Raw genomic sequence first — 8,825 nt, 5'->3', positions numbered from 1 at the left:
GGCCGCGTCACGGGTCAGGTAGCGCTTGTCCCTGATGCGCTCGGTTTTTAGGGATGAGAAGAAGCTCTCCATGGCAGCATTGTCCCAGACGTTACTTGAGCGGCTCATCGAGCAGGTGACGCCGTTTTCGGCCAGCAACTCTTGGAAGTGCTGGCTGGTGTATTGGCTGCCCTGATCCGAGTGGTGCAGCAGCGCGTCCGGCTTGCCTCGACGCCAGATCGCCATGATGAGCGCGTCGGTGTTCGGATCGGGCTGGAGGAGGGAGCGCGACTTGTGATCGGCGGCAAGCGCCCGACCGGCCCAGGCTTCGAGAAAGGCTATTGGTACGAGCCGACGGTTTTCGCCGATGTGACGCAGAGCATGCGCATCGTGCAGGAGGAGGTCTTTGGGCCCGTCCTGTCGGTGTTTCCCTGGTCGGATGAGGATGAAGTTCTCGCGATGGCCAACGCGACGGAATTCGGGCTGACAGGGGTCGTCTGGAGTCGCGATATTAGTCAGGCGCTGCGCGTCGCAAAGCGACTTGAGACCGGCTACATCTGGGTCAACGGCTCAACAGCGAATACGAAGGCTCTGACCTTTGGTGGCTACAAGAACAGCGGTATCGGCCGCGAGCGCGGCTTGCAAGAATTGTACTCCTACACCGAGTCGAATTCGGGCCAGATCTATATTTGAATAAGTCATGATGTCATCTACTATTGATCTTTATTTATAAATCGGCGAGAGAAATTTGCCTCTAGCATAGAGTCAACTCTCGCCCTTGGCCCATATCGGACACGGGTAACGTTCGGTTTCCGGCATTCAATCTGGATTGACCACGCTGCGGCCCAAGCCGGCCCCTTCCTGACGTCTGGAGCGTCTGCTTCCGGGCGATACAGCGAGCGATGGGCTGCGCAGCGGAGTTAACGCAAATCAGATGGGAAAGCACATCTGCCGCCCCCGATCGGGATCCGAGATCACTTTCATCGAGATTCCGTAGATGGCCTGCAGAGTCTGCGCTTTCATGATGTCGTCAGGCGAACCGCGGGCGATCAGCCTGCCGCTGTGAAGCGCGACGATCTCGTCGCAGAAGCGCGCGGCCATGTTGACATCGTGCAGAACGACGACGATCCCGAGCCCGCGTTCATCGGCCAGTCGCCGCATCAGCGAGAGCACTTCGAGCTGATGAGCAATATCCAAGGCCGAGATCGGCTCGTCGAGCAGCAGGCACTTGGCATCCTGGGCAACCAACATCGCCAGCCAGGCGCGCTGGCGTTCGCCGCCCGACAGCGTATCCACCAGCCGGCCGGCGAGGGGAGTGACATCCGTCAGCGCCATCGCCTCGGCGACCTTTAGCCGATCCGCCTCTCCGAAGCGGCCGAGCGCGCCATGCCAGGGATATCGCCCGAGCGCCACGAGTTCCTTCACCAGCATGCCCGCGGCAACCGGCGTCTGCTGTGGAAGATAGGCGACCTTGCGAGCAAAGGCGCGATCCCCCCAGTCGCTCAGAGGCATGCCCTCGTAGTGAATCGTACCCGACGAAACCGGCTGCTGGCGGGCGAGTAGCTTGACCAGCGTCGACTTGCCGGAACCGTTGTGTCCGATCAGGCCGACGACACGGCGTGCTGGGAGCGTGAGGCTGAGCGGCAGTAGCAGGCTACGCCCGGAGATCGAGAAGCTGACCGCCTCGAGCGCGAACAGCTCGCCATTCCCGGCATGGGGCTTGGTGGAATGGTCCGTCGAAGTCATGATCTTGCGTCAGGCAGCGGGCAGGTCGAGCAATAACCTAGCTCGGGAATGAGGTAGCGGATGCAGCAAACCCGCCGGAGGCGCTTTGGCCCGTCTCTGTCGTCGGGATAGCGGACAGGGTCGAACAGCGGGTTGGGTCTGCCGTCTGGCAACCGTCTCGTCGCCATCAGCGCCAGTGCATCCGCTACCGGCTGCCGACTGCCGACGGCTTGTTCCACACGCCTGACGATGAAGTCGAACATGTTGCCGGCGTTGCTCCACAGGACCTTGCGGGAGACACCGCTCACGGTCGCGAGCGCGGCGATCACCGGAACGAGATGATTGTCCATCAGTGGCAGGAAACGCTCGACGGCATCTGCCGGGGCTGCGGGCTTGCCCGCATCGCGCAGATGAATCGACTGCGTCGCGCCATCATCGGAAAAGGTGCAACCGATGGCTTCGATGTCGACATCGAGCTCCTGCTCGGCGAGCAGGGCGATCGCCAGGAAGGGCGGCAGCAGGGTTGCGAAATGGTACTTGGCCCAGAGCGAAGTCACGGCCCGGCGATCGGCACCCGGATAGCGCCGGCTGCCGAACCGCACCAGCAATTCCGTCAGGCGTTCGGGATCGACGAGGTCGCTGCCGGGAGAGGATGGGGCCATCTCGCTCGCCAATGCGAAACGATCGCCATAGGCGGCGAGGTCGCCGCTGAAGAGCGAGGCGAAAGCTGGAATCATCGCTGTCTCCACATCAGCGCGATGAAATAGCTGCCGCCGAGGAAGGTCGCGACCAGACCTGCCGGGATCTGCCAGGGAAAAGCGACGATGCGGCCGGCAAGATCGGCAAGGACCATCAACACCGCTCCCAGGAGTGCCGCCGCGACGAGTTGCGGCAGTGACTGGCGGAAGCCGAGCAGGCGGACGGCGTGCGGCGCCATCAAACCGACGAAGCTCAGCGGACCGACGATGAGGGTTCCGGCTGCGGTAGCGAGCGCGGTCGCCAGCAGAACGGCAAGCCGCGAAGCCGCCAGCGGCATGCCGACCGCGCGCGAAGCGGCCTCGCCGAGCGGCAAGATGGTCAGCCAACGCGCCATCAGCGGCGACGCCGCGAGGAGAGACGCGACCGTCGCTCCGGCGATCAGTGCCTGCTCGGAGGTGACGCGATAGGTCGAGCCCGCCATCCAGTTGAGGACGACGATCATGCGCGGATCGCCGATCGCCAGCAGGGTTGCGGTCAGCGCCGCCACCAGGGTGCTGAGCGCAACGCCCGTCAGGAGGACATGCTCGGGCGATAGGGCCGAGCGCCGGCCGAGCCAGAGCATCAGCGCGAGCACGGCAAAGGCGCCCGACGTTGCCGCCGCGAGCGTCAGTGCCGTGGTCGGCAGTGCAGAGACGAAAACGACGGCGATCAGACCAAGCGCAGCACCGGACGATATGCCAAGCAGTTCAGGGCTCGCCATGGCGTTGCCGGTCAGGCGCTGCAGCAGCGTTCCGGCCAGGCCGAAGAGCGCGCCGGCCGCCAGTGCGCCAGTCATGCGTGCCCCCCGCCAGGGCAGATAGCTCGGCAGTTCGGCAGGGCTGCTCCAATGCCACCCCCCCGGCACGCGCGCGAGCGACAGCGCGACCCAGATGACCAGCGCGAGCACGGGCAGCGCACACAGGATCAATAGCCATGGCCGCCCGAGGCGCGCGGAACCCGACTCCGGCCTCGGCCGCGGATCGTGGCCGGCGCGCAGCCGAGGCAGCATCCAGAGAACGAGGCCCGCGCCGATCAGCGAGGTCATCGTGCCGGTCGGCAGGTCGAGCGCGGGCCCCAGCGCCTGCAGCCCCTGGTCGGCGACGCAGAGCAGCAGCGCACCGAAGGCGGCGCTCCAGACCAGGCGTGCGCCCGGTCGCCGCGCGCCTGACAATCGCGCCAGAAGCGGGCCGGCGAGCCCGATGAAGCCGACCACGCCGACATGAGCGACGACGAGCGCCGATAGCAGCACCGCGAGACCGAGAGTGGCCAGCCGCGTCAGCGACAACGACAGGCCCATGGCGCGCGCGACGTCATCCTGCAGCGCCAGGACGGTCAATGGCCGCAAGAGCAGGGCAGCGAGCCCCGCAGCGACCACGAAAGGAGGCAGCAAGGCTCGCACCGCCAGCCAGTTGTTCTGGTTGAGCGAGCCCGCTTGCCAGACGAAGAGATCGCGCAGCGCCTCCTGATGGAACAGCGCCAGCATGGCATTGATGCCGCCGAGATAGATCGTGACGACGAGGCCGGCTAGGATCAGCGCGAGGGGATCGAAGCGCTGGCGCCAGGCGAGCAGCATGACCAGAGCCATTGAGGCGGCCCCGCCGAGGACGGCTACGGCTTCAAAGCCGTAGCCGAACAGGCCGGGCGCCCAGAGCGTCGTCGCCGCGAGAGCCAGCTTGGCACCGGCAAAGACGCCGAGCGTGCCCGGCTCCGCCAGGGGATTGCGCAGCACCTGCTGAAATAACGCCCCGGCCAGGCCGAGCGCGGCGCCGCTGAGCAGCCCGACGATCAGGCGCGGCAGCAGACTATAATGCACGAAGAGCTGGCGCAGATCATCCGCCAGGGGCGACCAGAGCGCCATCCAGCGCTGCTCCGGCGGAACAGCGTCCATCAGCGCGAGCCAGAACAGGGCAGCGGCGACGGCAGCCATGGCCGCGGCCAGCAAGGGCGGCCTCATGGCGCTGGTGTCAGCCATGAGCTGCCGGCACCCCTGCGAGCACGGCCGCGAGTTGCCGCGCGAAACGAGTCACCGAAACGGTGCCGCCATTGGGATATATTACGGGCATGCCGAGTACACGTCCCGCCCGCACCGCCGGCAGCGCGTTCCAGATCGGGCTCTCGGCCAGCCGCCTCATGGCACGAGCGGTCTCGGCGCCGCGCTCGAAATGGATGACCACGGCCTCCGGCGCCTCAACCAGTCGCTCGATCCCGATCGAGGCTGTGCCCCAGATATTGGCGCGTCCCGCGAAAGCGTTGCGCAGGCCCGCCCGGACGAGAACGTCGCCGACCATGCTGGCGCCGCCGAAGATCGCGGTGCGCCGGCCGTCCTCGGCAAAGCGCAGGAGATAGACCGGGCGGCCGGCCTGGGCGCGCAGGCGCTCCTTCGCCTCTGCCAACACCGCATCGGCCTCGCCCTGCAGCGCCGCTGCCTGTGCCTCACGACCGGCGAGCCCGGCGATGCGCGCGAGGAGATCGCGGGTGAAGTCGAGCGGTCCTTGTCCGCGCGCGAAAGTCGGCAGCCAGTGAACCGGCGCGATGCGTTCAAGCGGCGCCAGCGCCGAGGCCTGCCAGGACGCGGCGAGGATGAGATCGGGCTTGAGGTACTGCAGCAATTCGAGATTGGGCTCGGTCAGCGGTCCGAGATCGACGGCATCGGCCGGCGCGGCCGGGACACTGACCAGCCGCTGGTAGAGCGGGACATTGGCGATCGCCGTCGGTCGGGCCCCCAGCGCCAGCAGCATCTCGGTGAAGGAGAGATCCATCGAGACGATGCGCAGGTCGCCCTCGCGCGCCAGGGCGACGGCGGGCATGAATGCCGCCGTGCCGGCCGCGAGCACGGTGCGCCGGGAGAGCATGCCGGGCTCACCAGCGATAGCTGAGCGTGGCCGAGACGGTGCGCGGATCGCCGTAACGGCAGCCAGTCGAGCCGGCGCAGGTCATGAACTGCTTGTCGAGCAGGTTCTTGGCCGAAACCTGCAGCGCCATGCCCTTGAGCGCGGGCGCGAGCTTCTCGAAATCATAGCTCAGCATCGCGTCGACGACCGTGCGGCCCGGTACGTCATAGGCATAGCCGATCAGATTGGTCCCGCTCAGATAGCGCACGCCGCCACCGAGTCTCAGGCCCGGCAGGCCGATGCCGGAGAGCTCGTAATCGGCCCAGAACGCGACGGAGTGATAAGGCACGAGCTCGACGCGCTGGCCGAGCGCGGCAGGGTCGTTGCTCTTGGTCGTCCGCGCATCGGTATAGGAATAGGCGGCGACGAGGTTCAGGCGGTCGAAGCTGGCCTTGGCCTCGAGCTCGACGCCGCGCGAGCGCACCTCGCCGGTCTGGACCGAGAAGGCGAAGGGCGCCACCGGATCCGGCGTCAGCGCGTTCTTCTGCTTGAGGTCATAGACCGCCGCGCTGAACAGGACGTTCGTGCCCGGCGGCTGGTAGCGGATACCGGCTTCGAACTGCTCGCCCTCGGTCGGCTTGAAGGCGTTGCCCAGCCTGTCGGTCTGAATCTGCGGCTCGAAGGACTGGCTGTAGCTGACATAGGGCGCGAAGCCGTTGTCGAAGAGATAGACGAGGCCGGCGCGGCCGGTGAAGGCGCTGTCGTCGAACTTCACAATGCTGTTGTTGGTATATCGGCGGATGCGGGTATCCGCCCAATCATGCCGGCCGCCGAGGACGACCACCCATTTGTCGGCGATCTTGATCTGGTCCTGCAGATAGACGCCGTACTGGTTGCTGAGGTTGTCGGTGCCGTTGTCGACCGCTCCCAGCGTCGGATAGGTCGTGCCGTAGACCGGGGCGTAGATGTCGGCCAGCGGGCCGACGGTGCCGTTGCGCCGGTGCGAGTCGTAGGTGCGCCGATAGGTGTCCAGCCCGGCGATCAGCGTGTGCTTGATCGGGCCGGTATCGAACTTGGCCTCGAGCGAGGTGTCCGTGGTGAAACCGGTCGAGGTCTCGTCGCGGTCGCTGACGCCGCGGTTGAGCATCCGTCCATTGGCCCGCAACCCGCCGAAGGTCAGGTAGTCCCAGGCCAGGTCGGCGTGGAAATAGCGCAGGCTGTGCCGGAGCTTGAGGTTGTCGCTGAAACGGTGCTCGAACAGATACCCCAGCGCATATTGATCGCCGTCGTAGCGATCATAGTTCGGCTCGCCGATGAAGAGATCGCGCGGAATCTGGTTGAAGCGCGTATTGGCATAGGGCATCGGCGGCGCAAAGCGCGTCCGGACCCGCTGGTAGTAGCCGAGCAGGGTCAGCGAGGTCGCCGCATTTGGCGTCCAGGTCAGGGCTGGCGCGATATAGACCTTGTCGTCGCGGACATGGTCCACCTGCGTGTCCGATTTCCGCACCAGGCCAGTGAGCCGGTAGGAGAACTGGCCGTCCGCCGTCAGCGGACCGCCGAGGTCGGCGGAGAGCTGGCGCCGGTTGTAGCTGCCATATTCGAGATTGACCTCGCCGAAGCGCGTCGGTGTCGGGCGCTTGCTGATCGCATTGATGGCGCCACCCGGGGAGAGCTGTCCGTAGAGCACCGAGGCGGCGCCCTTCAGCACCTCGACGCGTTCGAGCCCGTAGGGTTCCTGGCTGCCGTCATAGACATTCGACTGCAGCTTCATGCCGTCACGCAGATTGCCGGTGTTGCCGGTGGCGACGTTGAAGCCACGGACCATGAAGTCGTCGGCAATGCGGGTGAACAGCGACGACTGCGATGTGACACCGGCGGTGTAGCTCAGTGAGTCCGCGACGGATCGCGCGCCGGTGTTCCGGATCTGGTCGCGCGTGACGATCGAGATCGACTGTGGCGTCTCGAGCAGCGGCGTGTCGGTCTTGCTGCCGCTGGCGCTGCGCGTCGCGACATAGCCGTTGACCGGTCCCCAGGCCGTCTCGCCCTGCACCTCGATCGTGTCGAGCGATAGTGCCCCACCCGCCTGCGAATAGGCGGCGGCGACTCCCGGGCGCTCGATAGTCACACTGCCGGGCGCCGTGAAGCGATAGGTCAGCCCCGTGCCGGCCAGCAGCGCCGCGACGGCGGCCTCCGGCGCGATCTCGCCGGCAACCCCGGAGGTGACCTTGCCCTTGGTCAGCGGCGTCGGGAAGACGAGGCGCAGGCCGGCTTGCCTGCCGAGCGTGAGCAGCGCCTGTTCGAGCGGGCCGGCCGGCACCGAGATCGCGACGGTCCGGCGTTGCTGCGCGGTGGCCGGAACGGCAAAAGCAACCGTCACCGCCGCCAGCGACACGCCCATCGCTGCGGCTCGCAGCATCCTGGATGCTGTCATGCGCACCACGCCAACCGTCGCCATCGTCACCCTCTTGCACCAGCCCGGCCGCGCCTTCTGCGCGCCGCTCCGATGGGTAAGAGCTCGGCGCACCTGCCCTCCTGACCTTGGTTGCAAAGTTTTTTTCAGCGTGAGCGCACGATCACCATCAGACCGGTCAAACGCGTCACGCTGACCGGCAGGCTCGCCTCCAGCGTGGCCAGCGCCTCGTCAGTGTTGGCCACGTCGAAGATGCCCGAGATGCGCTGGCGGGCAGCGCGTTCGTCGAGGACGAGGATGCTTCCCCTCCGATAGCGGCCCAGCGTCGCCAGAACCTCCGCCAGCGGACGATCCGAGAAGACAAGCTTGCCGTCCTTCCAGGCAACCTGCTCGGCGACGTCGGGACGGGAGAGGATGAGCCGGCCATCGCTGCCGAGTGTCGCTTCGTCGCCCGCCTTCAGCTCGACCTGCGCTTCCCGGCTGCGCACGGCGACGCGGCCCTCCTCGACGGCGACCTCGGGCCCGCGGCCGCCTTGCGACAGCTGCATGGCAAAACGGGTCCCGAGCGCGGTGGCTTCGAGCGTCTCTCCAACCGCGACGAAAGGGCGGGCCGGCATCGGCGCGACCTCGAAATAGGCCTCGCCGCGCAGAAGCTCGACCTGGCGGCGCGAGCCATCGAAGCGCAGGCGCAAGGCAGTGTCAGTGTTGAGGACCGCACGCGACCCGTCCGGCAGGGCGACGCTCCGGACCTCGCCGACACCCGTGCTGTGATCGGCTTGGAGGCGCTCGACCCATCCGGTCTGCGAAACACCCAATCCGGTTACTGCCAGCAACAATATTCCTAGCGTTGCCGCTCGGCGTGCGCGGCGGGCGGCGCGCAGCTTCCGCAGGCGGTCCTTGGGAACAGGGGCTTCCTTGAGTTCGCCCCAGAGCGAGGAGAGGTCCTGATAAGCCTCGGCATTCTTCGGATTGCGGGCGCACCAGGCCGCGAACCCTTCCCGATCGGCCGCCGTTGCGTCGCTCGACTGCAGGCGCGCGACCCATCCCGCCGCCTCCTCGCTGCGACGCTCCTCGTGCGAATGATCGTCTCGTTGAGCCATGCCTGTTCCTGCCGAGCGATCAACCACGGCGCGGCTTTCCGC

General features: G+C 66.7%; 8 protein-coding genes. 1 reads left to right on the top strand and 7 read right to left on the bottom strand.

Translation table 11 applies throughout. From position 1 onward, the window contains the following. On the bottom strand, nucleotides 1-375 hold a 375-nt coding region (locus VGV58_RS25415; protein ID WP_414644103.1), incomplete at its 3' end, for a DDE-type integrase/transposase/recombinase. Between VGV58_RS25415 and VGV58_RS25410 the strand changes: the two genes are divergently transcribed. Continuing rightward, nucleotides 274-672, top strand: a complete 399-nt coding sequence (locus tag VGV58_RS25410; protein ID WP_414644100.1) for an aldehyde dehydrogenase family protein — start codon at nucleotides 274-276, stop codon at nucleotides 670-672. The two genes, VGV58_RS25415 and VGV58_RS25410, sit on opposite strands and share 102 nt — an antisense overlap. 237 nt (nucleotides 673-909) lie before the next feature. On the opposite strand, the gene VGV58_RS25405 is transcribed toward VGV58_RS25410, so the two are convergent. From VGV58_RS25405 to VGV58_RS25380, 6 genes are all read right to left on the bottom strand, one after another. Continuing rightward, nucleotides 910-1,725 carry an ATP-binding cassette domain-containing protein gene (locus VGV58_RS25405; RefSeq protein ID WP_326876846.1) on the bottom strand — a complete coding sequence of 272 codons (816 nt, stop codon included), beginning with the start codon at nucleotides 1,723-1,725 and terminating at the stop codon, nucleotides 910-912. Beyond that, nucleotides 1,722-2,441, bottom strand: coding sequence for a siderophore-iron reductase FhuF (fhuF, locus tag VGV58_RS25400; protein WP_326876845.1), 720 nt, complete (start codon nucleotides 2,439-2,441; stop codon nucleotides 1,722-1,724). Before fhuF ends, VGV58_RS25405 begins: the two co-directional genes overlap by 4 nt. Then, the gene (gene fhuB, locus VGV58_RS25395) at nucleotides 2,438-4,414 is read right to left on the bottom strand and encodes a Fe(3+)-hydroxamate ABC transporter permease FhuB (RefSeq protein WP_326876844.1); all 1,977 of its coding nucleotides are present in this window, start codon (nucleotides 4,412-4,414) and stop codon (nucleotides 2,438-2,440) included. Before fhuB ends, fhuF begins: the two co-directional genes overlap by 4 nt. Continuing rightward, nucleotides 4,407-5,294, bottom strand: coding sequence for an ABC transporter substrate-binding protein (locus VGV58_RS25390; RefSeq protein ID WP_326876843.1), 888 nt, complete (start codon nucleotides 5,292-5,294; stop codon nucleotides 4,407-4,409). The genes fhuB and VGV58_RS25390 overlap by 8 nt, the downstream gene beginning before the upstream one ends. Nucleotides 5,295-5,301: 7 nt before the next feature. Then, the gene (locus VGV58_RS25385; protein WP_326876842.1) at nucleotides 5,302-7,728 is read right to left on the bottom strand and encodes a TonB-dependent siderophore receptor; all 2,427 of its coding nucleotides are present in this window, start codon (nucleotides 7,726-7,728) and stop codon (nucleotides 5,302-5,304) included. Between the two features lie 101 nt (nucleotides 7,729-7,829). After that, a complete protein-coding gene (locus VGV58_RS25380) occupies nucleotides 7,830-8,783 on the bottom strand; it encodes a FecR family protein (RefSeq protein ID WP_326876841.1) in 954 nt (317 codons plus the stop codon). Nucleotides 8,784-8,825: the final 42 nt, after the last annotated feature.

It is taken from the genome of Allobosea sp. (assembly GCF_035944895.1).
Lineage (GTDB): Bacteria > Pseudomonadota > Alphaproteobacteria > Rhizobiales > Beijerinckiaceae > Allobosea.
The sequence above is the reverse complement of the archived record's forward strand: the minus strand, read 5'-3'. Positions and strand labels throughout refer to the sequence as shown.

What these genes read in the sequence shown, in the direction of transcription:
- VGV58_RS25380 (WP_326876841.1), bottom strand. Translation starts at nt 8,783, where the DNA reads ATGGCTCAACGAGACGATCATTCGCACGAGGAGCGTCGCAGCGAGGAG.
- fhuF (WP_326876845.1), bottom strand. Translation starts at nt 2,441, where the DNA reads ATGATTCCAGCTTTCGCCTCGCTCTTCAGCGGCGACCTCGCCGCCTAT.
- VGV58_RS25390 (WP_326876843.1), bottom strand. Translation starts at nt 5,294, where the DNA reads ATGCTCTCCCGGCGCACCGTGCTCGCGGCCGGCACGGCGGCATTCATG.
- VGV58_RS25405 (WP_326876846.1), bottom strand. Translation starts at nt 1,725, where the DNA reads ATGACTTCGACGGACCATTCCACCAAGCCCCATGCCGGGAATGGCGAG.
- VGV58_RS25385 (WP_326876842.1), bottom strand. Translation starts at nt 7,728, where the DNA reads ATGGCGACGGTTGGCGTGGTGCGCATGACAGCATCCAGGATGCTGCGA.
- fhuB (WP_326876844.1), bottom strand. Translation starts at nt 4,414, where the DNA reads ATGGCTGACACCAGCGCCATGAGGCCGCCCTTGCTGGCCGCGGCCATG.